The 23,526-nt window shown below is 74.5% G+C and carries 23 protein-coding genes; 13 read left to right on the forward strand and 10 right to left on the reverse strand.

Annotated elements, in window-relative coordinates; all coding sequences use genetic code 11:
* Window positions 1–5 precede the first annotated feature (5 nt).
* From IF01_RS0114315 to IF01_RS0114340, 6 genes are all read right to left on the reverse strand, one after another.
* Complete coding sequence (locus tag IF01_RS0114315; protein ID WP_030393764.1) at window positions 6–1,679, reverse strand: L-aspartate oxidase; 1,674 nt, start codon at window positions 1,677–1,679, stop codon at window positions 6–8.
* Window positions 1,680–1,695: 16 nt separating this feature from the next.
* Complete coding sequence (gene panD / locus IF01_RS0114320; protein WP_030393765.1) at window positions 1,696–2,145, reverse strand: aspartate 1-decarboxylase; 450 nt, start codon at window positions 2,143–2,145, stop codon at window positions 1,696–1,698.
* Window positions 2,146–2,249: 104 nt separating this feature from the next.
* Entirely contained in the window at window positions 2,250–3,155 is a 906-nt protein-coding gene (panC, locus tag IF01_RS0114325; protein ID WP_030393766.1) for a pantoate--beta-alanine ligase, read from the reverse strand.
* Entirely contained in the window at window positions 3,155–4,018 is an 864-nt protein-coding gene (locus tag IF01_RS0114330) for a Rossmann-like and DUF2520 domain-containing protein (protein WP_051741738.1), read from the reverse strand. Before IF01_RS0114330 ends, panC begins: the two co-directional genes overlap by 1 nt.
* A gap of 246 nt (window positions 4,019–4,264) precedes the next feature.
* On the reverse strand, window positions 4,265–4,957 hold the full coding sequence (locus tag IF01_RS0114335; RefSeq protein ID WP_030393768.1) for a response regulator: 693 nt from the start codon (window positions 4,955–4,957) through the stop codon (window positions 4,265–4,267).
* A 76-nt stretch (window positions 4,958–5,033) separates the two neighbouring features.
* Window positions 5,034–6,263: a sensor histidine kinase gene (locus IF01_RS0114340; RefSeq protein ID WP_030393769.1), complete on the reverse strand. Its 1,230-nt coding sequence runs from the start codon at window positions 6,261–6,263 to the stop codon at window positions 5,034–5,036.
* Between the two features lie 139 nt (window positions 6,264–6,402).
* On the opposite strand from IF01_RS0114340, the gene IF01_RS0114345 reads away from it, so the two are divergent.
* The gene (locus IF01_RS0114345; protein WP_037779803.1) at window positions 6,403–7,458 is read left to right on the forward strand and encodes an SAM-dependent methyltransferase; all 1,056 of its coding nucleotides are present in this window, start codon (window positions 6,403–6,405) and stop codon (window positions 7,456–7,458) included.
* Window positions 7,455–8,624: an NADH-quinone oxidoreductase subunit D gene (locus tag IF01_RS0114350; protein ID WP_030393771.1), complete on the forward strand. Its 1,170-nt coding sequence runs from the start codon at window positions 7,455–7,457 to the stop codon at window positions 8,622–8,624. The genes IF01_RS0114345 and IF01_RS0114350 overlap by 4 nt, the downstream gene beginning before the upstream one ends.
* Window positions 8,625–8,670: 46 nt before the next feature.
* Here the strand turns inward: IF01_RS0114350 and IF01_RS0114355 are convergent, their stop codons facing one another.
* The gene (locus tag IF01_RS0114355; RefSeq protein WP_037779847.1) at window positions 8,671–9,495 is read right to left on the reverse strand and encodes a DUF3109 family protein; all 825 of its coding nucleotides are present in this window, start codon (window positions 9,493–9,495) and stop codon (window positions 8,671–8,673) included.
* 325 nt (window positions 9,496–9,820) lie between these two features.
* On the opposite strand from IF01_RS0114355, the gene IF01_RS0114365 reads away from it, so the two are divergent.
* The 5 genes from IF01_RS0114365 to IF01_RS0114385 all read left to right on the forward strand — a co-directional run bounded on the left by IF01_RS0114365 (window position 9,821) and on the right by IF01_RS0114385 (window position 15,736).
* Complete coding sequence (locus IF01_RS0114365) at window positions 9,821–10,786, forward strand: Ppx/GppA family phosphatase (protein ID WP_030393773.1); 966 nt, start codon at window positions 9,821–9,823, stop codon at window positions 10,784–10,786.
* Between the two features lie 695 nt (window positions 10,787–11,481).
* Entirely contained in the window at window positions 11,482–12,285 is an 804-nt protein-coding gene (locus IF01_RS0114370) for a sugar phosphate isomerase/epimerase family protein (RefSeq protein ID WP_199523341.1), read from the forward strand.
* A 32-nt stretch (window positions 12,286–12,317) separates the two neighbouring features.
* On the forward strand, window positions 12,318–13,106 hold the full coding sequence (locus tag IF01_RS0114375; protein ID WP_030393775.1) for a class I SAM-dependent methyltransferase: 789 nt from the start codon (window positions 12,318–12,320) through the stop codon (window positions 13,104–13,106).
* A 166-nt stretch (window positions 13,107–13,272) separates the two neighbouring features.
* On the forward strand, window positions 13,273–15,117 hold the full coding sequence (gene ilvD, locus IF01_RS0114380; RefSeq protein ID WP_030393776.1) for a dihydroxy-acid dehydratase: 1,845 nt from the start codon (window positions 13,273–13,275) through the stop codon (window positions 15,115–15,117).
* A 91-nt stretch (window positions 15,118–15,208) separates the two neighbouring features.
* On the forward strand, window positions 15,209–15,736 hold the full coding sequence (locus tag IF01_RS0114385; protein WP_030393777.1) for a hypothetical protein: 528 nt from the start codon (window positions 15,209–15,211) through the stop codon (window positions 15,734–15,736).
* Window positions 15,737–15,757: 21 nt separating this feature from the next.
* Here the strand turns inward: IF01_RS0114385 and IF01_RS41725 are convergent, their stop codons facing one another.
* Both IF01_RS41725 and IF01_RS46810 read right to left on the reverse strand, forming a co-directional pair.
* A complete protein-coding gene (locus tag IF01_RS41725; protein ID WP_037779804.1) occupies window positions 15,758–17,086 on the reverse strand; it encodes an SCO2583/SCO2584 N-terminal domain-containing protein in 1,329 nt (442 codons plus the stop codon).
* Between the two features lie 107 nt (window positions 17,087–17,193).
* Window positions 17,194–17,628 (reverse strand): hypothetical protein, encoded by a 435-nt coding sequence (locus IF01_RS46810; RefSeq protein WP_030393779.1) that lies wholly within the window; start codon window positions 17,626–17,628, stop codon window positions 17,194–17,196.
* 187 nt (window positions 17,629–17,815) lie between these two features.
* Here IF01_RS46810 and proC point away from each other — a divergent pair, with 187 nt between their 5' ends.
* The 3 genes from proC to IF01_RS0114410 all read left to right on the forward strand — a co-directional run bounded on the left by proC (window position 17,816) and on the right by IF01_RS0114410 (window position 20,722).
* Entirely contained in the window at window positions 17,816–18,643 is an 828-nt protein-coding gene (proC, locus tag IF01_RS0114400) for a pyrroline-5-carboxylate reductase (protein ID WP_030393780.1), read from the forward strand.
* A 30-nt stretch (window positions 18,644–18,673) separates the two neighbouring features.
* Entirely contained in the window at window positions 18,674–19,330 is a 657-nt protein-coding gene (locus IF01_RS0114405) for an HAD family hydrolase (protein ID WP_030393781.1), read from the forward strand.
* A 213-nt stretch (window positions 19,331–19,543) separates the two neighbouring features.
* Window positions 19,544–20,722, forward strand: a complete 1,179-nt coding sequence (locus tag IF01_RS0114410) for an MFS transporter (protein WP_051741737.1) — start codon at window positions 19,544–19,546, stop codon at window positions 20,720–20,722.
* Window positions 20,723–20,774: 52 nt separating this feature from the next.
* On the opposite strand, the gene IF01_RS0114415 is transcribed toward IF01_RS0114410, so the two are convergent.
* Window positions 20,775–21,260 (reverse strand): MarR family winged helix-turn-helix transcriptional regulator, encoded by a 486-nt coding sequence (locus IF01_RS0114415; protein ID WP_030393783.1) that lies wholly within the window; start codon window positions 21,258–21,260, stop codon window positions 20,775–20,777.
* Between the two features lie 106 nt (window positions 21,261–21,366).
* Here IF01_RS0114415 and IF01_RS41730 point away from each other — a divergent pair, with 106 nt between their 5' ends.
* From IF01_RS41730 to IF01_RS0114430, 3 genes are all read left to right on the forward strand, one after another.
* The gene (locus IF01_RS41730; RefSeq protein ID WP_037779805.1) at window positions 21,367–21,762 is read left to right on the forward strand and encodes an HGxxPAAW family protein; all 396 of its coding nucleotides are present in this window, start codon (window positions 21,367–21,369) and stop codon (window positions 21,760–21,762) included.
* 69 nt (window positions 21,763–21,831) lie between these two features.
* Window positions 21,832–23,028: an acetoin utilization protein AcuC gene (locus IF01_RS0114425; RefSeq protein ID WP_051741734.1), complete on the forward strand. Its 1,197-nt coding sequence runs from the start codon at window positions 21,832–21,834 to the stop codon at window positions 23,026–23,028.
* 249 nt (window positions 23,029–23,277) lie between these two features.
* The gene (locus tag IF01_RS0114430) at window positions 23,278–23,487 is read left to right on the forward strand and encodes a helix-turn-helix domain-containing protein (RefSeq protein ID WP_045937940.1); all 210 of its coding nucleotides are present in this window, start codon (window positions 23,278–23,280) and stop codon (window positions 23,485–23,487) included.
* Window positions 23,488–23,526: the final 39 nt, after the last annotated feature.

Below are 23,526 nucleotides of genomic sequence, written 5' to 3' on the forward strand. Positions count from 1 at the left end.
GGTGGTTACGGCTCCTCGAGGGTGCTGACGGGTCCGCCGGAGGCGGTGAGGGTGGTGATCAGATGGCGTTGCCAGTGCGCGTCGTCGCGCTCCGGGAAATCCTCGCGCCAGTGGCAGCCGCGGGTCTCCTCGCGCTGCGCGGCGGCGGTGACCAGGGCGTCGGCGACCAGCAGCAGGTTGGCGGCCTCCCAGGTCTCCACCCGGGGGTCGGCCGGCTTCTCCTCGGCGACGGCGGCGCGGGTCTGCCCGGCGAGCAGGGCCAGCCCCTCCGCCGTGGCGGCCATCGACGCGGCCGAGCGCAGCACACCGGTGCCGCGCGACATCAGCCGCTGGATCTCGGCCCGCGCCTCGGGCGCGGGCAGCGGCACCGGCTGGGCGGCCCTGGCCGCCTCGACGTCGACGACGCGCTCGGGCAGCTCCCCGGCGGCGTGCCGGGCGGTCAGGTCGGCGGCGATCCGCTCGGCGAAGACCAGGCCCTCCAACAGGGAGTTGGAGGCCAGCCGGTTGGCGCCGTGCACTCCGGTGCAGGCCACCTCGCCGCACGCGGAGAGGCCGGGCACGGAGGTGCGGCCGCGGGTGTCGGTGCGCACCCCGCCGGAGGCGTAGTGCGCGGCCGGCGCGATCGGGATCGGCTCGGTGACCGGGTCGATGCCGTGCGCGCGGCAGGAGGCCAGGATGGTGGGGAAGCGCCGCTGCCACATCTCGGCGCCGAAGTGCCGCCCGTCCAGGTACATGTGGTCGGTGCCGTGCTCCCGCATCCGGCGGGTGATCGCCTTGGCGACGATGTCGCGCGGGGCCAGTTCGGCCAGCTCGTGCTGCCCGAGCATGAACCGGACGCCGTCCGCGTCGACCAGGTGCGCGCCCTCGCCGCGGACCGCCTCGGAGACCAGCGGCTGCTGGCCCTCCGCCCCGGGGCCGAGCCAGAGCACGGTGGGGTGGAACTGGACGAACTCCAGGTCGGTGACCTCGGCGCCGGCCCGCAGCGCGAGCGCCACGCCGTCGCCGGTGGAGACCGGCGGGTTGGTGGTGGCCGAGAAGACCTGGCCCATGCCGCCGGTGGCGAGCACCACCGCGCGGGCGCGGACCGCGCCGACGCCGTCCCGCTGGCCCTCGCCCATCACGTGCAGGGTGAGTCCGGCGGCGTGCCCCTCGGCATCGGTGAGCAGGTCGAGCACCAGGGCGTGCTCGATCAGCTCGATGTCCGGGTCCCGGCGGACGGCTTCGACCAGGGCGCGGGATATCTCGGCGCCGGTGGCGTCCCCGCCGGCGTGCGCGATCCGGTTCCGGTGGTGGCCGCCCTCGCGGGTGAGCAGGACGTCGCCGTCCTCGCCCCGGTCGAAGGCCGCGCCGACCGCGATCAGCCGGCGGACCGCGCCCGGGCCCTCGGTGACCAGGGTGCGGACGCTGTCCCCGTCGCACAGCCCGGCGCCCGCCACCAGGGTGTCGGCCAGGTGCTGCTCGGGGGTGTCGCCCTCGCCCAGGGCGGCCGCGATGCCGCCCTGGGCCCAGCGGGTGGACCCGTCGTCCAGCATCGCCTTGGTGACCACCATGGCCCGCAGGCCGGCCCGGCGGACGTTGAGGGCGACGGTGAGCCCGGCCACGCCGGAGCCGACCACGACGACGTCGGTGTCGGTGGTCCAGCCCGGTGCGGGGGCGGTGAGGCGGTGGGTGACGGACATGACTTCAGTGGCTCCTTCAGCGCGCGACCGGGTCGGCCGCACCGTTGTCGCCACGGTACGCCGCGTCGCCGCGCAGCAGTCCGGTGCCCTCCCCGGCCTCGGCCGGGTCGCCGCCGGTGCCGGTGACCCGGTTCCGCTCGTCGACGAAGACGACCTTGGGGAGGTAGCCCTTGGCCTCGGCGGTGTCCATCTGCCCGTAGGCGATGAGGATGACCAGGTCACCGGGGTGGACCAGGCGGGCGGCGGCGCCGTTGATGCCGATGACGCCGGAGCCGCGCGGGCCGGCGATGGTGTACGTCTCCAGCCGGGCGCCGTTGTTGATGTCGACGATGTGGACCAGCTCGCCGGGGAGCAGGTCGGCGGCGTCGAGCAGGTCCTCGTCCACCGTGACCGAGCCGACGTAGTGCAGGTCGGCCTGGGTCACGGTGGCCCGGTGGATCTTGGACTTGAGCATGGTGCGGAGCATCGCGGGTCACGCCTCCTGTGAGTGCATGCCTAGGGGGTACTTGCTGCCCAACGCTCTGCGGGCGAGCGTTTGTTTCGGTTCGGTGCTGCGGTCCGGCGCGGTGGCTACCGGACGACGACGCGGACGTTGTCGATCAGGCGGGTCGCGCCCACCTTCGCGGCGACGGCCAGCACCGCCTCGCCCCGGAAGTCGTCCGGCGCCTCGGTGAAGTCGTGCGGATCGATCAGGGAGAGGTAGTCGAGGTCGACGCCCTCGGCGGCGTCGAGCACGGCCGAGGCGGCCTCGCGCACGGCCTCCGGGCCCCGCGCGGCCGCGTCCCGGCCGGCGAACAGGGCGCCGGACAGGGCCAGGGCGCGGTCGCGCTCCTCGGCCGAGAGGTAGCGGTTGCGGGAGGAGAGCGCCAGGCCGTCCTCCTCGCGGACGGTCGGCACGCCGATGATCTCGACGTCGAAGTCCAGGTCGGCCACCATCCGGCGGACGACCGCCAGCTGCTGGGCGTCCTTCTCGCCGAAGAACGCGAAGTCCGGGTCGGTGATGTGCAGCAGCTTGGCGACGACGGTCAGCACCCCGTCGAAGTGGCCGGGCCGGGTGGCGCCCTCGTAGCGCTCGCCCATCGGGCCGGCCGCCAGCCGCACCTGCGGCTCGCCGTTCGGGTAGACCTCGTCGACGGACGGCGCGAAGACCACGTCGGCACCGTTGGCCTCGGCCAGCCGCACGTCGTCGTCCAGGCTGCGCGGGTAGCGCTCGAGGTCCTCGCCGGCACCGAACTGCAGCGGGTTGACGAAGACGGTGACGGCGACCCGGCCGTCCCGGCCGACCTGCTTGCGGGCGGCCCGGATCAGCGCGGCGTGGCCCTCGTGCAGGGCGCCCATCGTCATCACGACCGCGTTGTCGACCGGCTGCTCGTCCGGCCAGAACGCCGACTCGAAGTCGTCGACGGTGCGGGTGACGACGGCCCGGTGGACCTTCGGGGCGTGCTGGGCCTTGCCCGGCTGCTTGCCGCGTGCCATTACTGCTTCTCCTCGTTCAGTACGTCCAGCAGCGCCGCCGCCGACGTCTCGTCGATCGTTCCGCGGGCCAGGGCCCGCTGGGCGGTGGCCCGGGCCATCGCCCGGTAGGCGGCGGGGATGTCCGGGGACACCGTACTGAGCTGCGCCAGGTGGCGCCGTACGGTGCCGGCGTCGCCCCGGGCGACCGGGCCGGTGAGGGCCGCGTCGCCGGAGCGCAGGGAGTTGTCGAGGGCGGCGCCGAGCAGCGGGCCGAGCATCCGGCCGGGCTCGGCGACGCCGGCCGTGCGCAGCAGCTCCATCGCCTGCGCGACCAGCGTGACCAGGTGGTTGGCGCCGTGCGCGAGGGCGGTGTGGTACATCGGGCGGACGCTCTCGGGCACCCACTCGGGTTCGCCGCCCATCTCCACCACCAGCGCCTCGGCGACCGGTCGCAGCTCCTCGGGGGCGGTCACCCCGAAGGGGCAGCCGGCCAGCCGGGCCAGGTCGACGGAGGTGCCGGTGAACGTCATCGCGGGGTGCAGTGCGAGCGGCAGCGCGCCGGCCGCGGCGGCCGGCTCCAGCACGGCCACGCCGTGCGCGCCGGAGGTGTGCACCAGGATCTGGCCGGGCCGGACGGCGCCGGTGGCGGCGAGGCCGGTGACCAGGTCGGCCAGCGCGTCGTCGGGGACGGTGAGCAGGACGAGGTCGGCGGCGGCCAGCACCTGCGGCGGGGTGACGATCCGTACGCCCGGCAGCAGGGTCTCGGCCCGGCGGCGCGAGGCGGCGGACACCCCGGAGGCGGCGACCACCTTGTGGCCGGCGAGCTGGAGGGCGGCGCCGAGCGCCGGTCCGACCCGGCCGGTGCCGACCACGCCGACGGCCAGGCGGGCGGGGCGGTTGCCGGGATCGGCCGGGTCGCCGAGGCCGTCGGCGAGCGGGGCGAACTCGCCGCGGTCGGCGAAGTCGGACGGACTCACGCGTCCACCTTTGTCCAGGGGTTCCGTTCCAGTCCACTGCCGGGGTACCGGACGTACCGGCCCATTCTACGGGCGGGGCCGGGCCCGCGGAGCGGTTCGCTCCGGACCGGGCGCGGGGCCGGGTCCGGGGTCCGGGGTCCGGGCCTGCGCGGGTCAGTCGGTGGCGCCGGCCCGGATCAGTCCGGCCTCGTAGGCCAGCACCACGGCCTGGACCCGGTCGCGCAGGCCCAGCTTGGCCAGGATCCGCCCGACGTGGGTCTTCACGGTGGCCTCGGAGAGCACCAGCCGGGCCGCGATCTCCCCGTTCGACAGGCCCTGGGCGACCAGCAGGAACACCTCGCGCTCGCGCTCGGTGAGCGGGCCCAGGGTGTCGGAGCCGCCGGGGCCGCTCTGCGGGGTCGGCAGCACCTCGGCGAAGCGGTCGATCATGCGGCGGGTGGTGGTCGGCGCGACCACGGCGTCCCCGCCGTGGACGGCGCGGATCGCCGCCACCAGCTCGGTCGGCGGCACGTCCTTGAGCAGGAAGCCGCTGGCCCCGGCCTTGAGCGCGGCGAAGGCGTACTCGTCGAGGTCGAAGGTGGTGAGGATGAGCACGTGCGGGGCGTCCGGCAGCGGGCTGCCGTCCTCGGCCAGGCAGATCCGCCGGGTGGCCTGCACCCCGTCCAGCCGCGGCATCCGGACGTCCATGAGGATCACGTCCACCTCCGTGTGCCGGAGCTTCTCCACAGCCTGGGCGCCGTCCCCGGCCTCGGCGGCGATCTCGATGTCCCCCTGCGACTGGAGGATCATCCGGAATCCGGTGCGCAGCAGCTCCTGGTCGTCGACCAGCATCACGCGGATGGTCATGGGTGGCTCCTAGGTTCCTCGGGGAGGACAGCGGGGGGCGGTGGTGCCCGTCGGCGGGTCTGCGGGTGTCCGGGGGTCAGGCGGCCTTGAGCGGCAGGACGGCGCGGATCCGGAACCCGCCGCCGGGGCGCGGCCCGATGTCGAGGCTGCCGCTGACCATACCGACCCGCTCGCGCATGCCGATCAGGCCGTGGCCCTGGCCGTCGGTGCCGCCGGAGGCGAGCTGCTCGTCGGTGCTGCCGCGGCCGTCGTCCTCGACCAGCACCGCGAGCTCGCGCTCGCCGAAGTCGACCGCGACCCGGGCGTGGACGTCGGGGCCGCCGTGCTTGCGGACGTTGGTCAGCGCCTCCTGGACGATCCGGTAGACCGTCAGCTCGACGCCGCGCGGCAGCTCGCGCGGGTGGCCCGAGGTGGCGAAGTCCACCTGGAGGCCGGCCGTGCGGACCTGGTCGAGCAGCTCCGGCAGCTCCTCGACGCCGGGCTGCGGCACGTACTCCTCGCCCTTGCTGTCGGCGCTGCGCAGCACGCCCAGCAGTCGGCGCATCTCGACCAGCGCCTGCCGGCCGGTCGAGGCGATGGTGCTCAGCGCCTCCTTGGCCTGCTGCGGCGAGTTGTCCAGGACGTAGGCGGCGCCGTCGGCCTGGACGATCATCACCGAGACGTTGTGCGCGACCACGTCGTGCAGTTCGCGGGCGATCCGGGCCCGCTCGGCGGCGACCGCGACCTTGGACTGGGCGTCACGCTCCCGCTCCAGCCGGGCCGCGCGGTCCTCCAGCTCGACCAGGTACGCCCGGCGCACCCGGGTCAGCCGGCCCCAGGCCCAGCAGAGGATGAACGGGGTGGTCATCAGGCCGATGATGAGCAGCGCCTCGGGGGCGGAGTAGCTGACGAAGTGGACGTCGGAGTCGGCGACCGACTCGATCTTCTGCGGATGCAGCCGCCAGTACACCAGCGGGCCCGCGAGCAGTCCGCCGAGCAGCGCGAACCGGGACGTCCAGGGCTTGCCGAACGCGGCGCCGGTGTAGGCGAACACCAGGTAGGCGATGCTGGAGATCGCCGGGGTGACGTCCAGCAGGACCTGGGTGAAGCCGATCAGGCCCGCGGCGGCCACGGTCGCGTCGGGGAAGCGGCGGCGGAACACCATCAGCAGGGGCAGCAGGACGGCCACGGCGAAGTGGACCCCGAGTCGCCAGCCGCTGTTTCCGCTCCCGTTCTCCGGCAGCACGCCGACGAAGAGCACCATCGCGGCCCAGACGGAGTCGATCACCATGGGGTGACGGCGGAGCCAGGCGTTGAGTCGATGCACGACTCAAGCGTAGGCAGTCGCACCCTGTGCCCAGGTCCGCCGGGAGGGCGATCCGTCCTACTCCCTAGGTCGGAGAGCCCGGCATGCCGCTGCCGTAGGGATTGGGCGGGTACGGACCGGGTGTGTAGCGTCCCGCTCCATGAGCTGGATGCGGTGGGCGCCCGCCACGGAGCGTGCCCTCTACGACCCCGACGGCGGCTTCTACCGCAGGCCGGAGGGCCCGGCCGGGCACTTCCGGACCTCGGTGCACGCCTCGCCGCTGTTCGCCCGGGCGGTGGCCCGACTGCTGCTGGAGGTGGACGAGGCGCTCGGCCGTCCGGAGGAGCTGGCCTTCGTGGACGTCGGGGCCGGCCGGGGCGAGCTGGTCGCCGGGGTGCTGGCCGAACTGCCGGAGCCGGTGGGGGAGCGGCTGCGGGTGTGGGCGGTGGAGCTCGCCGCCCGCCCGGACGCGCCGCCCGCCGCTCCGTCCACAGGCCTGTGGACGGAGCGGAGCTGGGCCCGGACGGTGTGGACGGCGGAGGTGCCGCGCGGCGTCACCGGGCTGCTGTTCGCCAACGAGTGGCTGGACAACGTACCGCTGGACACCGGCGAGGTCGGCGAGGACGGGCTGCTGCGCTACCTGGAGGTGGACCCGGCGACCGGCGAGGAGCGGCTCGGCGGGCCGGTGGACGCCGCCGACGCGGACTGGGCCGCCCGCTGGTGGCCGGCCGAACGGCCCGGGGACTTCGTCGAGTTCGGCACGCCCAGGGACGCCGCCTGGGCGCACGCGGTGGCCGGCCTGGAACGCGGGCTGGCCGTGGCCGTCGACTACGGGCACACCGCCGGGCGCCGCCCGCCGTTCCCCACCCGGACCGGCTTCCGGGCCGGCCGCGAGGTGCCCCCGGTGCCCGACGGCTCGTGCGACGTCACCGCGCACGTGGCACTGGACGCGGTGGCCGCGCCCGGTCTCCACAGCCTGTGGACGACGCAGCGGGAGGCGCTGCGGGCGCTCGGCGTCAGCGGCGCCCGGCCGCCGCTGGCCCTCGCCTCCAGCGACCCGGTCGGCTACCTGCGCGCGCTCGGCGGCGCGGGCGAGGGCGCCGAGCTCACCGACCCCGCCGGCCTGGGCGGATTCGGCTGGCTCTCGCAGGCCGTCCGGATGCCGGTACCGCCGGGCCTCGGGGCGCTGCCGGGATGGCAGACTCTGACCCCATGAGGGAGACCACGGTCGGCATCGGGGCGGGAGCCGAGAACTTCACGGGCGGGGCGGGCAGCACCGACATGGTGCTCAACATCGGCCCGCAGCACCCGGCGACCCACGGTGTGCTGCGGCTGCGCCTGGTGCTGGACGGCGAGCGCATCGTCAGCGCCGAGCCGGTGATCGGCTATATGCACCGGGGTGCGGAGAAGCTCTTCGAGGCCCGGGACTACCGGCAGATCATCATGCTGGCCAACCGGCACGACTGGCTCTCGGCCTTCTCCAACGAACTGGGCGTGGTGCTCGGCGTCGAGCGGATGCTCGGCATGGAGGTGCCCGAGCGGGCGGTGTGGATCCGCACCCTGCTGGCCGAGCTGAACCGCGTCCTCAACCATCTGATGTTCCTCGGCTCCTACCCGCTGGAGCTGGGCGGGATCACCCCGATCTTCCACGCCTTCACCGGCCGCGAGGACCTCCAGCACGTGCTGGAGGAGGCCTCCGGCGGCCGGATGCACTACATGTTCAACCGGGTCGGCGGCCTCAAGGAGGACCTGCCGGCCGGCTGGCTCGGCCGGGTCCGCGCCGCCGTCGCCGTGGTCCGCTCCCAGCTGCCGGTCTTCGAGGACCTGGTGCTGGGCAACGAGATCTTCCGCGCCCGCACCGCCGGTGTCGGCGTGCTGACCCGGGCGCAGGCCGAGGCGTACGGCGCCAGCGGCCCGATCGCGCGGGCGAGCGGCCTCGACCTCGACCTGCGCCGGGACGAGCCCTACCTGGCGTACGGCAGCGAGGAGCTGCGGCAGGTGCTGACCGTGGTCACCCGCGAGGAGGGCGACTGCCTGGCCCGCTTCGAGTGCCTGCTGGAGCAGACCGTCAACGCGCTCGACCTCGCCGACGCCTGCCTCGACAAGCTGGCCACGCTCGCCCCCGGGCCGGTCAACCTGCGGCTGCCCAAGGTGCTCAAGGCCCCGGAGGGCAGCACCTACGCCTGGACCGAGAACCCGCTCGGCGTCAACGGCTACTACCTGGTGTCGCGCGGCGACAAGACGCCGTGGCGGCTGAAGCTGCGCTCGGCCTCGTTCAACAACATCCAGACGCTGACCGAGCTGCTGCCGGGGACCCTGGTCGCGGACATGGTGGCGATCCTGGGCTCGATGTTCTTCGTCGTCGGCGACATCGACAAGTAGCCGGCCGGCGAGGAGCAGCCGGTCGGCTGCTCCTCGCCGGGGCGGACTACTTCTTCGGCGCCTTCGGCCGCTTCACCGGGTCGGCCGGGTGCGGGGCCACCTTGCGGTCGCCCTTGGTGGCGATCCGCTCCTCGCAGAGGCCGGCCAGCACCCGGTACGCGGCCCGGCCCATCAGCTCGGTGAGCTCCGGGCGGTAGCTGACGTAGACCGGGTCGGCGCCCTGGTGCGCGTCCGGGCTGCCGGTGCACCACCAGTGCAGGTCGTGGCCGCCCGGGCCCCAGCCCCGGCGGTCGTACTCGCCGATGGTGACCTGGAGGTAGCGGGTGTCGTCCGGCCGGTCGATCCAGTCGTAGGTGCGGCGGACCGGCAGCTGCCAGCAGACGTCCGGCTTGGTCTCCAGCGGCTCGCGGCCCTCCGCGAGCGCCAGTGCGTGCAGGGCGCAGCCCCCTCCGCCGGCGAAGCCGGGGCTGTTCACGAAGATGCAGGCGCCGTCGACCCGCCGGGTCTGGCGGTCGCCGTCCTCGTCGAACATGGTGATGCCGCCGTCGAGCTTGAGCCGGCCCTTGGCGTCGGTGCCGTGCCGGTGGTTCTCCCACAGCTCCGGGGTGAGCCGGGCCGCGTGGCCGGCCACCCGCTTCTCGTCGTCCTCGTCCGAGTAGTGCGCGCCCAGGGTGCAGCAGCCGTCGGACTCGCCCCGGCCCTCGCGGATGCCCTGGCAGCCCTGGCCGAAGATGCACGACCAGCGCGAGGTCAGCCAGGTCAGGTCGCAGCGGAAGACCTGCTCCTCGTCCTCGGGGTCGGTGAACTCGACCCAGGCGCGCGCGAAGTCGAGCGGGACCTCGGGGCGGAGTTCGGAGCGGAGGGTCGGCATCGCCAGGTCGACGGCGCCCGGGCCGCCGCTCCCGGACTTCTTCTTGCCGCCCTTGGAGGTGCCGCTGTGCTGGGACGTGTCTGCTGCTGCCACCCGGCAAGGGTAGAGCCTCCGCGGAGCTGCGAACCGTCCGTGGTCGCGCGGTTCACGGCGAGTTCACCGCCGGGCCCGGTGAACGCCGGGTCAACACCGGCCGAATGCCGTTCGAACCGGGGCCCCGGTCCGGCCCGGCCGGTCCGTCCCGGCCCGCGATCAGTACCCGGACCAGCACGAACACCGGCACGACCGGTCACCTCCGGCGCGAGATCGCGTAGCGTGGAGGGTTATGCGACTCGGTGTACTCGACGTAGGTTCCAACACGGTCCACTTCCTGGTGGTCGACGCCCACCCGGGCGCCGCACCCCTGCCCGCGTACTCCCACAAGGCCGAGCTGCGGCTCGCCGAACTCCTCGACGAGCAGGGCGCGATCGACGGATCCGGGGTCGAGAAGCTGATCGGCATGATCGCCTCCTCGCTGCGGGTCGCCGAGGACAAGGGCGTGGTCGACATACTGCCCTTCGCCACCTCCGCCGTGCGCGAGGCCGCCAACGGCGAGGAGGTGCTCCGCCGGGTCGCCGAGGAGACCGGGGTCGAACTGCGGGTGCTCTCCGGCCAGGACGAGGCCCGGCTCACCTTCCTGGCGGTCCGCCGCTGGTTCGGCTGGTCCTCCGGCCGACTGCTCAACCTCGACATCGGCGGCGGCTCGCTGGAGATCGCCTGCGGCCTGGACGAGCAGCCCGACGTGGCCTGCTCGGTGCCGCTGGGCGCCGGCCGGCTGACCGCCCGCTGGCTGCCCGGAGACGTCGCCGACCCCGAGCAGCTCCGCCAGCTGAGACGGCACATCCGCGCCGAGATCGCCACCGTCGTCGGCGAGATCTCCCGGCTCGGCCCGCCGGACCACGCCGTCGCCACCTCCAAGACCTTCAAGCAGCTGGCCCGGATGACCGGCGCCGCCCCGGCCGACGCCGGCCCGTACGCGGACCGCCGGCTCACCCGCGCCAACCTCGCCGCCTGGCTGCCCCGGCTGTCCGCGATGACCGTCGCCGAGCGCGCGCAGATCCCCGGGGTCTCCGAGGGCCGCGCCAAGCAGCTGCTCGCGGGCGCGCTGGTCGCCGACGCGGCGATGGACCTGTTCGGCCTGGACGAGCTGGACGTCTGCCCCTGGGCGCTGCGCGAGGGCATCATCCTGCGCCGACTGGACGCCATGGACAGCCCCGCCGACCGCCGCCGGCCCGTCGCGCTCACCCCCTGACCCCGGGAGCGGGGCGGCCGGGCGCGCGCCGACCGGCTCCCCGTTCCGGGCGCGGTCCGCTTACGCTGTCTCCCGTGGCGCAACCAGCGGACGAGGACGGGACGCGGGAGGGCCGCGCGCCCCAGGACGGGAAGCCGCGGCCGGACGCCCCGCGCCGCGCCGGGCGCCGCACCGGCTCCGGTCCCGGCCCGGACGCCGCCGCGGATCCCGCTCCGGACACCGGCACCGACACCGATACCGACCCGACCCCTGGTTCGGACACCGGTCCGGACACCTCTCCGGGGGCTCCCGCGCCGACCCGCAAGCTCGGCAAGGCGGTCAAGGGCGTCAAGCCGGCGAAGGGCGTCAAGGGCGTCAAGGACGCCAGGGGTGCCAAGGGCGTCAAGGCGGTGAAGGCGGCCCGGGAGGCGGCCGGCGGCGTCGCCGAGAAGGCCGCCCGCAAGGCCGCGAGCCGCGCGGCCACCAAGGCGACCAGGGCCACCGGGGCGACCGGACCCGCCGCGGCCACCGGGGCGGCGAAGACCGCCGGGGCGCGCAAGGGACCCGGTGCCGAGCCCACCCGCACCGCCCGGGCGGCCGGCGCCGCCAAGGCCGCCGTCCAGTCCGTGAAGTCGGTCAAGGCCGCCCGCCAGGCCGCCGCCCGCCCGCCGCTGCTGCGCACCACCGACCGCCTGGTCCTGCCCCCGCACCCGGCCCTGCACATCCCGGACACCAAGGTCGTCCTCTCCACCGCCTCGGTCTACCCGGCCACCACCGCGGTCGCCTTCGAGCTGGCCGCCAAACTCGGCTACGACGGTGTCGAGGTGATGGTCTGGAACGACCCGGTCAGCCAGGACATCGAGGCGCTGCGCCGGCTCTCCGACGCCCACCGGATGCCGATCCTCGCCGTGCACGCGCCGTGCCTGCTGATCACCCAGCGGGTGTGGAGCACCGACCCGTGGACCAAGCTGGTCCGCGCCCGGGCGGCGGCCGAGAAGCTCGGCGCGAGCGCGGTCGTCGTCCACCCGCCGTTCCGCTGGCAGCGTCAGTACGCCCGGGAGTTCGTCGAGGGCATCCACCGGATGGCGGGGGAGACCGACGTCCGCTTCGCGGTCGAGAACATGTACCCGTGGCGGTACAAGGACCGCGAGATGCTGGCCTACGCGCCGGGCTGGGACGTCACCGAGGAGGAGTACCGGCACTTCACCATCGACCTGTCGCACGTCGCCACCTCGCGGGTGGACGCCTTCGCGATGGTCGAGCGGATGGGGGACCGGCTCGCCCACATCCACCTGGCGGACGGCTCCGGCTCCGGCAAGGACGAGCACCTCATCCCCGGCCGGGGCAAGCAGCCCTGCGCCGAGCTGCTGGAACACCTCGCCCGGACCGGCTTCGACGGCCACGTCGTGCTGGAGGTCAACACCCGCCGCTCCGCGTCGCCCGCCGAACGCGAGGCCGACCTGGCCGAGGCCCTCGCCTTCACCCGCTTGCACCTGGCCACCCCCGCGCGCGTACGCTGACGGCACACGAACTGCCGTCCACAGGGGGACACATGGCGGAAAAGACCGGAACCGGGCCCAGCAGCGACTTCCGTGAACTGGCGAAGTCCTTCGGCGGCGTGGCGGCGGAGTACGACCGGGCCAGGCCCTCGTACCCGCAGGAGTTGTTCGACGCGCTGGAGCGGCTGGCCGGGCGCGGTCTGAAGGGCGCGCGGGTGCTGGACGTCGGCGCCGGCACCGGCATCTCGACCCGGCTGCTGGCCGGCCGCGGCGCCGACGTGCTCGCGGTGGAGCCGAACGCGGGCATGGCCGGGCAGTTCCTCGCCGTCTCGCCCGGGCTCGGGCTGGTCCGGGGCAGCGGCGACGAGCTGCCGTTCCACGACGCCTCGGCGGACTTCGTCACCTACGCCCAGGCCTTCCACTGGACCACCCCGGAGAAGTCCGTGCCGGAGGCGATCCGGGTCCTGCGGCCCGGCGGCGCGCTGGCCCTCTGGTGGAACGTGAAGGACAGCAACGCGGCCTGGGTCCGGGCGATGGGCGAGCGGCTGCACGCCGCGCTGCCCACCACCTACCACGGCTACGGCGCCGTCGACGAGGTCACCTCGCACCTCGCCCCCTACGACCTGCGGGTGGAGCACACCCGGCTGCGCTGGGAGCGCCGGGTCACCGTGGACCACATGATCACCGACCTCACCTCCCGCTCCTACCTCGCCGCGCTCGCCCCGGAGCAGCGCGCGCCGCTGCTGGCCGTCGAGCGCGAGGCCCTGCTGGCGGAGTTCCCGGACGGCACGGTCGTCGAGCCGTACGTCCTGGACCTCACCGTGGCGCTCACCCCGTCCTGACCCCCGCCGGGGGCCGCCCGGCCCCGCGGTGCGGCCACCCGGCTGACCGCATCGCGGACGCCGTGTCCGCCGCCCGGACGGCGGGCGTAGGCTCGACAGACACAGTGGCCCCGCACCCTCCTGATCGAGCGGGGCCGCCAGTCAGCCTCCGAAGGAGTGGAGCACAGTGCCCGAGCTGAGGTCCCGTACGGTCACCCACGGTCGCAACATGGCAGGCGCCCGGGCGCTTCTCCGGGCGGCCGGCGTAGCCCGCGAGGACTTCGGCAAGCCGATCATCGCGGTCGCCAACTCCTTCACCGAGTTCGTCCCCGGTCACACCCACCTCCAGCCGGTCGGCCGGATCGTGTCCGAGGCGATCAAGCAGGCCGGCGGCATCCCCCGCGAGTTCAACACCATCGCGGTGGACGACGGCATCGCGATGGGCCACAGCGGCATGCTGTACTCGCTGCCCTCGCGCGACCTGATCGCCGACTCGGTCGAGTACATGGTCAACGCGCACTGCGCGGACGCGCTGATCTGCATCTCCAACTGCGACAAGATCACCCCCGGCATGCTGATGGCCGCACTGCGGCTGAACATCCCGACGGTGTTCGTCTCCGGCGGCCCGATGGAGGCCGGCAAGGCCACCCTGGTCGACGGCACGGTGCGCAAGCTCGACCTGGTCGACGCGATCTCGCAGGCGGTCAACGAGAACGTCTCCGACGAGGACATCGCGATCATCGAGGAGAACGCCTGTCCGACCTGCGGCTCCTGCTCGGGCATGTTCACCGCCAACTCGATGAACTGCCTCACCGAGGCGATCGGCCTCTCGCTGCCCGGCAACGGCTCGCTGCTCGCCACCCACACCGCCCGCCGCGCCCTCTACGAGGCCGCCGGCCGGACCGTGGTCGAGATCACCAACCGGCACTACGGCCAGGACGACGACTCCGTCCTGCCGCGCTCGATCGCCTCCCGCGCCGCCTTCGAGAACGCCATGGCCCTCGACATCGCCATGGGCGGCTCGACCAACACCATCCTCCACCTGCTCGCCGCCGCCCAGGAGGCCGAGCTGGACTTCGACCTCCGGGCCATCGACGCGATCTCCCGCAAGGTGCCGTGCCTGTCCAAGGTCGCGCCCAACGGCGCGTACTACATGGAGGACGTGCACCGGGCCGGCGGGATCCCGGCCATCCTCGGCGAGCTGCACCGGGGCGGGCTGCTGAACGAGGACGTGCACACCGTCCACTCCGACTCGCTCACCGAGTGGCTCAAGACCTGGGACGTCCGCGGCGGCTCGCCGTCCGCGGAGGCCGTCGAGCTGTGGCACGCCGCCCCCGGCTGCGTCCGCTCCGCCGAGGCCTTCTCGCAGTCCGAGCGCTGGGAGTCGCTGGACACCGACGGCGCCCGGGGCTGCATCCGCGCCGTCGAGCACGCCTACTCCGTCGAGGGCGGACTCGCCGTGCTGTACGGCAACCTCGCCGAGGACGGCTGCATCGTGAAGACCGCCGGCGTCGACGAGTCGATCTGGACGTTCAGCGGCCCGGCCGTCGTGGTCGAGTCCCAGGAGGACGCGGTCGAGGCGATCCTCGCCAAGCGGATCAAGGAGGGCGACGTCGTCGTCATCCGCTACGAGGGCCCCAAGGGCGGCCCCGGCATGCAGGAGATGCTCTACCCGACCTCCTTCCTCAAGGGCCGGGGCCTGGGCAAGGCCTGCGCGCTGGTCACCGACGGCCGCTTCTCCGGCGGCACCTCGGGACTGTCGATCGGCCACGCCTCCCCGGAGGCCGCGTCCGGCGGCACCATCGCCCTGGTCGAGGACGGCGACACCATCGCCATCGACATCCCGGGCCGGCGGATCTCGCTGGAGGTCCCGGCCGAGGTGCTGGACGAGCGCCGCCGCGTCCTGGAGGCCGGCCACGGCTACCGGCCGCAGAACCGCGACCGCCAGGTCAGCCAGGCCCTGCGCGCCTACGCCGCGATGGCCACCTCCGCCGACAAGGGCGCCGTCCGGGACGTCAGCAAGCTCGGCTGACCCCACCGCGACCATGGGCGTGTCCTGGGCGCCGTCCCGGCCACCGGGACGGCGCCTCCGCCGTTCCCGCCCGCCGGGGATAATCGGACCCGTGACCCAGGAACGCACCCCCACCACCCAGCCCGCCGGCGCCCCCGAGCCGGAGCCGATCCGCTGGTTCGGCACCAGCTGGGTCGAGCGCGGCGGCGACTACCGGCTGCGCCGCGTCCTCGTCCCGGTCGGGGCGCTGCTCGCCGCCGCGGCCGGCGCCTTCGTGCTGCGCCTCGCCGTCGACGGCATCAAGCTCGCCGACAACGGCGGCTTCCTCAACGGACTGCTGGTCGCCGCCGTCGCGATCTGCTCGCTGCTCGCCGCGCTGCGCACCTGGAAGCTGCTCACCGAGGGCCGGGACGCGCTGACCGGCTGGATGGCCGAGGACAAGTCGCTCGGCGTGGTCTGGGTGATCGGCGGGGTCGGCTCCCTGCTCGCCTACTTCCTCCGCGCCCTGCGCGAGGCCCCCGGCGAGGCCCTCCACCGGGCCCGCTACGAGAAGGCGCTCGCCCAGCACGAGCGCCGGCAGGCCGGCCGCAGCGGCCGGCCCGGCACCGGCGCCCAGGGCCGGGGCCGGCGCCGGCGCTGACCCGGCGCCGCACCGGCCGGGTCAGCTGCGGCTGACCGTGCCGCAGACGCCGTCCGTCCGCGGCTCCTGGCTGCGGTCGTACGGGTCCGAGGTCGGCCCGGACGGCGCGGGGGACGCCCCTGCGACGGCCGCGAACTGGTCGAACTGCGGGTGGTACCAGCCGTCGTACACGTCGCACTCGGTGTTGCCCGCGTCGGTCGTGGTCTTCTCGAAGTAGAGCCGGTACCGCTCGACGTTGAACTTCGCCGGGTCGTAGAAGCGGAAGGTGTCCACCCGGCGCACGACGGTCCGCGCCGTCCAGGTGTCGCCGGCCACGTCGGCCGCCGGGGTGAGCAGGCCGACCGGCTTCGCCACGCCGCCCCCGCCGGGCGCCGGGCTGCTCGCCGGCCGCGGGGGACCGGAGGGCCGGGGCGCGGTGGCGCGCTTGGCGGCGTCCGGGCCGGGCCGGAGCGGGTAGACGAAGGTGAAGTCGGTGTGCACCAGCACGCCGCGCTTGCCGTCCCCCTCGACGCTGATCCGGCCCTGCAGCCGGTAGGTGTCGCCGACCGGGATCGCGTCGCGCCCGTCGAAGCGGCTGAACCAGTTGGTCGGGTCCTGCTCGCGGGAGGGGCTGGCCAGCGCCTTCTCGGCCGCCGCCCGGTCCTCCGGGCCCAGCATGGCCAGGGCCGCCTCCGGGCGGGCGCCGGCCACCGTCCGCGGGTCCAGGTTGGCAGCCACCAGGTACCGCTTGACCAGTTCGACCTGCGCGGCGACCTGGTCGGCGCCGAACACGCCGATCCTGGTGACCGTGCCCGGTTCGGGCCCGAAGGCGTCGACGGTGGTGGGCCACCCCTCGGCGGGGGAGCCCGCCCACGGGCGGTCGACGGTCGGCTGCTTCGGGTCGACCGGCGGTGGCGCGGCGGTCGGTGCCGCGGTCTCCGGGGCGACGGTCGCCACGGGCGTGCCGGCCGTCGTACCGCCGGAGCCGTCGCCGAACCGCGTCGAGTACCAGGACCGCAGCCCGTCGACGTTCAGCGCCGCGAGCACCAGGGCGACGGTGAGCACCACGAACAGCGGCGTCCGCCACCGTCCGCCGCGGCGCGGCCGGGGGTTGCCCCACGGGTCGACCGGCCGCGCCCGGCGGGCGAAACGCCGCTGCGGCCGGGGCCCGTCGTTCACCGAGCGGCGGCCGCCGGGGTCGACCGGCGGCGTGTGCTGCCACCGGGCGGCGAGCATCCGGGTGCGGCCGGCCTGCTCCTTCACGGCGGCACCGCGGACGAACTCCTCGTCGAGCACGAGGTCGGCGAACGGGTCCTTCCCGTCCTTCGGCTCCTCGGACGGACGCGGTTCGGGGTCTTCGGCGATCGGCATCGCGCCAGTATGCCGACGGGGTGCGACAGCTGTTCGATCGGGGTCGCACCGTCGGGTGAACACCCGCTCGGCGCAGGCCGTCAGACCACCCGTTTCCTCCCGGAACGTCAGTCCTTGGTACGGGCGCGCTTCACCGAGCCGACCACCCCCGCCACACCCAGGACCATGGCCGCCGGGAACAGCGAGAGGAAGAACGCCTCGAACACGCCCGCGTCGCCGAGGAACAGCTGGGCCAGCGTGTTCAGGAGGAGCATTCCGCCCGCCGCCGGGAGCGCGGCCTGCCAGGGGTGCTCGTTCGCCCACTTCTGCAGCCGCCGGTCGGCGGTGTCCCGGCGCAGCCGGCCGCCCACCGTGCCGACCAGGAAGAAGAAGAACAGGGCGACGCCGGCCGGACCGGCCAGCATGCTCAGCGACCAGTCCCCGTCGATCAGATCGATCACCAGGTCCGTCGCCCCCACCAGGGCACCGACCCCCGCGGCCGTCCGCCACGGGCCCAAGGTCGCCGCGGCGACGGCGACCTGCCGGTTCTCACGTCGGGACATCTCTCCGTGTGCCATGCCTCCACGGTGCGCCCGCGCCCACCGCCGGGCCATAGGGGAGAACCCCGAGTTTCGCCCTAGGGGCTGCGTCGCACCGGTGCCCGCAGGGTGGACGGTGCCGCCCCGGGGCGGGGCGCGGTGCGAGGATGGCCGGGGTAGCGGGACGCGGCACCGGAGGCAAGGAGCGGCCATGACCAGCAGCGCGGCACACGGACAGAAGATCGCCTTCCTCGGCACGGGCAAGATCGGGGAGGCCCTGCTCTCCGGTCTGCTGCGGGCCGGCAAGGACCCGGCGGACGTCCTGGTGACGGCCCGTCGGCCCGAGCGGGCCGCCGAGCTGGCCGCCAGGTACGGGGTCGGCGCGGTGGGCAACGCCGAGGCCGCCAAGCTCGCGGACACCCTGATCCTCGCGGTGAAGCCGCAGGACATGGGCACCCTGCTGGACGAGCTGGCGCCGCACATCGACCCCGACCGGCTGGTGATCTCGGCCGCGGCCGGCATCCCCACCGCCTGGTTCGAGGCCCGGCTGGCGCCCGGCACCCCGGTGGTCCGGGTGATGCCGAACACGCCCGTGCTGGTGGACGAGGGCATGAGCGTCATCTCCGGCGGGTCGCACGCCGCCGAGGCGCACCTGGAGCGGGCGGAGGAGATCTTCCGCTCGGTCGGCAAGGCGCTGCGGCTGCCCGAGTCCCAGCAGGACGCGGCGACGGCCCTCTCCGGCTCCGGCCCGGCGTACTTCTACTTCCTGGTCGAGGCGATGACCGACGCGGGCATTCTGCTCGGCCTGCCCCGGCAGGTGGCGCACGACCTCATCGTGCAGTCGGCGATCGGCGCCTCGGTGATGCTGCGGGACTCCGGGGAGCACCCGGTGAAGTTGCGCGAGGCGGTCACCTCGCCGGCCGGCACCACCATCGCGGCCATCCGCGAGCTGGAGAACCACGGGGTGCGGGCGGCCCTGCTGAGCGCCCTGGAGGCGGCCCGGGACCGCTCCCGGGAGCTGGCCTCCGGCGGCAAGTGACCGGCCGGGACGGCCGGTAGGGTCGCCCGTATGGCCTATGAACTGGTGATCTTCGACAACGACGGTGTCCTGGTGGACAGCGAGCCGCTCTCCAACCGGGTGCTCGCCGAGTACCTGACCGAGCTGGGCTACCCGACCACCGTCGAGGACTCCTACCGGGACTTCATGGGCACCGCGGCCCACCGGGTGCACGACGTGATCGCCGAGCGGTACGACGGCGCGCTCCTCCCGGAGGGCTTCGACGAGGCGTTCCACGGCCGGGTCTTCGACACCTTCACCGCCGAACTCGCCGCCGTGCGGGGCGCGGAGACGCTGCTGAAGGAGCTCCGGCAGCGCTCCGTGCCGTACTGCCTGGCCTCGTCCGCGCACCACAGCTGGATCCGCGCCGCGCTGGACGTCACCGGTCTGCGCGGGTGGCTCCCGGAGGAGCGGATCTTCAGCGCCCAGGACGTGGGGGTGGGCAAGCCGGCACCGGACCTCTTCCTGCACGCCGCCCGCACCCTCGGCGTCGATCCGGCCGCCTGCCTGGTGGTGGAGGACAGCCCGAACGGCGTGCTCGCCGCCCGCGCGGCCGGTATGGACGTGTACGGCTACACCGCGCTGACCGACCCGGCGAAGCTGACCGCCGCCGGCGCCACCGGCCTGATCGCCGACCTCGCCGAGGTGCTCCCCCTGCTCGACCGGTAGCTCCCGGAGTCCCCGGGGCCGGTCGGCGGACGCGGCCGACCCACGCACACCCCCTCCCGCGAACGCCCGCCAGCGCCTACGCTCTCGCCACCGACCGCCGTACCGGCCAGTAGCGAGGTGGATGTGCCTACCGAGAGTGCCTACCGTTCCGGGAGCGACGCGGGGGACGGGAGCGTCCCGGTCACGCCGCGGCTCCGGGCCGGCCGGGCGGCGCTGGCCGCGAGCTTCCTCCTCCAGGGCGTCACCTTCGCCCTGCTGGTCACCTGCATCCCGGAGATCCAGGACCGGTACGGGCTGAGCGACTCCCTGCTGCCGCTGTTCCTGGCCGCGGTGCCGGTGCTGGCCGGGGTGGGGTCGATCGCCTCCGAGCGGCTGGTGCGCCGGACGAGCGCGCGGGCCGTGCTGCGGGTGGTCCAGCCGGCGGTGTGCGCGACCCTTGCCGCCGCCGGCCTGGGCGACGAGCTCTGGCAACTGGCGCTGGCCCTGGGTGCCTTCGGCCTGCTGGTCGGCGCGCTGGACGCGAGTATGAACATGCTCGGGGTCGGGCTCCAGCACCGCTACGGCCGCTCGGTGATGCTCGGCTTCCACGCCGCGTTCAGCCTCGGCGGCATCGTCGGCGCGGCCGTCGCGGGTCTCGGCGCGCACGTCGGGCTCGGTCTGCCGGTGCTGTTCGGGACGGCGGCCGGGGTGGTCGCCCCGCTCGCGCTGCTGGCCGGCACCAGGTTCGCCGGACCGGCCGAACTCGGCGACGCGGTACGGGAGGCCGCCGCGGCCGCGGCCCGGTCGATCCCCTGGCGGCCGCTGCTGCCGCTCTGCCTGGTGATGGCCTTCGCCTACATCGCCGACGCCTCGGTCTCCAACTACAGCGTCAAGTACCTGACCGACGGTCTGGGCAGCCCCGAGGACGTCGCCAAGCTCTCGTACCTCGGCTACATGGTGGCGATGCTGCTCGGCCGGGCGCTCGGCGACCGCGCGGTGCAGCGCTGGGGCGCCGTCCCGGTGGTGCGGTCCGGTGCCGCGCTGTCCGCGCTCGGGTTCGCGCTGGCCGCCGCCGCGCCCGCCGCCTGGGCCGGGATCGCCGGCTTCACCGTGCTGGGGCTGGGGATCTGCGCGATCATCCCGCAGGTGTTCGCGGCCGGCGGGCGGCTGTTCCCGGCCGACTCGGACGCCGCGGTGGCCCGGCTCAACCTGTTCAACTACGTGGGGTTCCTGGTGGGTTCGCCATTGGTGGGGGCGCTCGCGGACGCGAGTTCGTACCGCTGGGCGCTGCTGGCGCCGATGCTGCTGGTGCTGGCGGTGCTGCCGCTGGCGGACCGCTTCGCCCCGGCGGCGGCGCCGTCCCCGGCGCCCACCGGTCCGGCCGTCCGGGACGCCGTCCGGGGCACGCCGTAGGGCGCGCCACCGGAGGGCGCGCCTCAGGCGGTCCGGCTCAAGGGCGTCGGCCTCAGGCTGTCGCCTCCCTGATCTCCGTCAGCGACTCGTCCAGGATCGCCCTGGCGCGGGTGAACCAGTCGGTGAGTACGGCGATCTCGGCCGGGGTGTAGTCGGCGAAGAGGCCGTTGATCCGGCCGTAGAACGGGCCGTAGACCTCCATGATCCGGTCCTGCGCGGCGGCCTCCAGCACCACCCGCACCCGGCGGCGGTCGCCCGGGTCGGCCTCGCGCCGGGCGTACCCGGCCTTCTCCAGCCGGTTGAGCACTCCGGTCACCGCGCCGGTGGTCAGCTGCGCGCGTTCGGCGAGGTCGCCCGCGGCCAGGGCCTCGCCGGCCATCGCCGCCTCGATCAGGAAGCCGACGCAGGTGAGGTCGGTGACGTTCAGACCGAGCCGCGCCGCGATGTCCTGCTGGCCGAACTGCGCGAGCGCGATCATCCGGTCCATCGCGTAGAGCGCCTGCTCGGGCGACGCCTCGGGGCGCGGCTTGCCCTCCACGGGAAATCTCCTTAGCATCTAAGTTACTTATCTCGTGAGATAAGCCGTCGGTCCGTTCGCGGACGGGAGCCCGGGTGGACCCGTCCATCACACCAAACGAGGACACATGGGCGCACACGCCGATCACGACATGGGCCACACCGTGGCCGGCTGGACCGGCACCGCCGTCGTCACCCTGGGCTTCGCCGTCGCGGGCGCGGCCTTCGTCGCGGGCTCCGGACCGGGCCTCTGGGCCGGCGCGGCGCTGATCCTGCTCGGGGCGGTCGCCGCCTGGGTACTGCACCTGGCAGGCCGGGGCAAGGCCACCGGGCCGCGCCCACCGGAACTGCGGCACTGGCGCACCCCCGACCCGGCCGGCCGGCACGGCCACCCCGACTGCCTCGGCTGCCGGCTGGCCGGCCGCCGAACCGCCCGCGCCGCCGCCCGGACGCCCGCGCACGCCCCCGTTGGCGCGGCCACGCCCGCCGCCGCGCCCGCCCCGGGGACGAGCGCCCGGGTCTGACTCCCGTACCGCGGGCGTTCAAGGACCCGTTGCCCGGCCGGACGGCCGCCACCCACTACGGTGGAGGCCATGCCCGACGCCGAGCGTGACCCCTCCTGCGGCCTGCACCTGTTCTGGGACGAGGCGGTCACCGCCTACGACTTCGGCCCGGGCCACCCGATGGACCCCACCCGGCTGTCGCTCACCATGCGCCTGGTCGAGGACCTCGGCCTCGCCGCCGGACCGGGTGTCACCGTCCGCTCCGCGCCCGCCGCGGGCGACTCCACCCTCCGGCTGGTGCACACCGCGGCGTACGTCGAGGCGGTCAAGCAGGCCGCCGCCCACCCCGACCGGCAGGACTCGCGGCACGGCCTGGGCACCGACGACAACTGGTCCTTCCCCGCCCTCCACTCCGCCTCCGCGCTGATCGCCGGCCAGTCGGTCGCCGCCGCCGAGGCCGTCTGGCGCGGGGAGACCCCGCACGCCGTCAACTTCGCCGGCGGGCTGCACCACGCGATGCCCGACCGCGCCTCCGGCTTCTGCGTCTACAACGACCCGGCCCTCGCCATCGCCCGGCTGCTCGAACTCGGCGCCGAGCGGATCGCCTACGTCGACGTGGACGTCCACCACGGCGACGGCGTCCAGCAGGCGTTCTGGGACGACCCCCGGGTGCTCACCGTCTCGCTGCACGAGCACCCGGCCACGCTCTTCCCGCAGACCGGCTGGAGCACCGAGACCGGTGGCCCGGGCGCCGAGGGGTCCGCCGCCAACCTCCCGCTGCCGGCCGGCACCGGCGACGCCGGCTGGCTGCGCGCCTTCCACGCCCTGGTGCCCGAGCTTCTGGCCGCCTTCCGCCCGCAGGTCCTGGTCACCCAGCACGGGGCCGACACCCATCTGGAGGACCCGCTCGCCCACCTCGCCGTGACCGTGGACGCCCAGCGGGCCATCGCCGGGGCGCTGCACGGGCTGGCGCACGAGCACGCCGACGGCCGGTGGATCGCGCTCGGCGGGGGCGGCTACGCGGTGGTCGACGTCGTCCCGAGAGCCTGGACCCACCTGGTCGCCACCGCCGCGGGCCGGCCGGTCGACCCGGCCACCGAGACCCCGGAGTCCTGGCGCGCCGAGGTCTACCGGCGCACCCGGGGCCCCGCCCCGCTCCGGATGACCGACGGCGCCAGCCCGGTCTGGCGCGACTTCGACGCGGGATACGATCCGGCGGACCGCCTCGACCAGGCGATTCTGGCCGCCCGCCGCGCCGTCCTGCCGCACCACGGCCTGCTGCCCTGAGCGGTGGCGAAGGATCGCCGTCCGCTTGTGAGGACCTGGTGTCCGGTCGCGTTCCGTGCGCAGGCCGACCGGTACAGATCGCCGATCGACTACGTACTGCAACCGACTTATCCCTCACCGTACGAGGACTGGGCTTCTCCCTCTTCCCACTGGTACCACCCATAACTACTCTGGGGATACACGTGTGCCGGTGGAGTCACCGGAGGGGAAGCCGGTGCCTTGCACACGGGTAAGGGTCGGGTGATGGTCATGAGTTCCGGCGAACGCCCCTTGCAGGACGTCGTCTTCCTGACCGTGGCCGAGGTGGCCGCGGTCATGCGGGTCTCCAAGATGACGGTCTACCGGTTGGTGCACAGCGGTGAGCTGCCTGCCATCCGGGTCGGCCGCTCGTTCAGGGTGCCCCAGCAGGCAGTGCACGAGTACCTCAAGGAGTCCTACGTGCGGCTCGAGAGCGCGTAGGCAAAGGCCGGTCCGGGCGGGGTCCACCACCGGTGGGCC

It is taken from the genome of Kitasatospora purpeofusca (assembly GCF_000718025.1).
Classification (GTDB): domain Bacteria; phylum Actinomycetota; class Actinomycetes; order Streptomycetales; family Streptomycetaceae; genus Kitasatospora; species Kitasatospora purpeofusca.